The following is a 1,069-nucleotide window of genomic DNA, read 5'->3' on the forward strand; positions in this document are numbered from 1 at the left end:
CTCCTTGGCGTGCAGGTCGGTGCCGAGCGTATCCTTGACGAAGATCATGCCGATGACCAGCGTTATAGCCGCGATCACCACCGGGTACCAAAGGCCATAGTAGATGTCGCCTTTGTAGGCGCTGAGCGCGAACACGGTTGCCGGCAGCAGTCCACCGAACCAGCCATTGCCGATGTGATAGGGCAGCGACATGCCGGTGTAGCGAATGCGGGTCGGGAACATCTCGACCAGGATCGCCGCGATCGGCCCGTAGACCATGGTCACGAACAGCACCAGGATGAACAGGATGCCGATCGTCATTGGCCAGTTCACTGCTGCAGGATCGGCGAACATGGCGAACGCGCCGCCGCCTGGAATGTTGTAGACGGTGACTTCGGGTGCGCCCGCTGCCTCATCGGTGGTCAGCAGCTTGTCCTTGACCGCCTGGTCGATCGGCACCGTCGCCTTTTCACCGGCACGGATGGCAGCGGCGTCCAGCTTCAGTTCCGGGTTGGCGGCAACAAACGCATCGAGCTTCTGGTCCGCAACCTTGGCTGCCGCGCGCTTCAGCGGATAGCCGCCGTCCTGCAGCGACATATTGACGGCCTTGATGAAGGCCGCTTCCTTGGCCTTGGCCTGATCACCGGCGGCGATGGCGTCATAGGACTCGACCGTCTCATTGCCGATTTTGACAGATGCGGGTGTGCCGGCGGCAGCCGTCGACACCACGTCATAGGGAACCGAGTTCTTGGTCAGGAACGAAGTCGCGATATCGCAGGATGTCGTGAACTTCGCCGTGCCAACCGGATTGAACTGGAATTTGCAGTCGCCCGGCGCCGCGGTCACCGTCGCCCTGGTGTTCTGCTGCGCCGTGGCGAGTGCCGGATTGGCAGCCCATGTCAGTGCCTTGAACAGCGGGAAGGTGCAGACAATCGCCAGCGCAAGGCCCGCCATGATGATCGGCTTGCGGCCGATCTTGTCGGAGAGCCAGCCGAAGACGACGAAGAAGATCGAACCGACCGCCAGGGCGACCGCGATCATGATGTTGACCGACTGCGCGTCGACCTTGAGCACGTTGGTCAAGAAGAAC

General features: G+C 61.8%; 1 pseudogene. It reads right to left on the bottom strand.

Features of this window, described 5'->3' with window-relative positions:
• Positions 1-1,069, bottom strand: a pseudogene (locus EN969_RS32540) (MFS transporter); the annotation flags it as partial.

It is taken from the genome of Mesorhizobium sp. M7A.F.Ca.CA.003.01.2.1, assembly GCF_003998945.1.
GTDB lineage: Bacteria > Pseudomonadota > Alphaproteobacteria > Rhizobiales > Rhizobiaceae > Mesorhizobium > Mesorhizobium ciceri.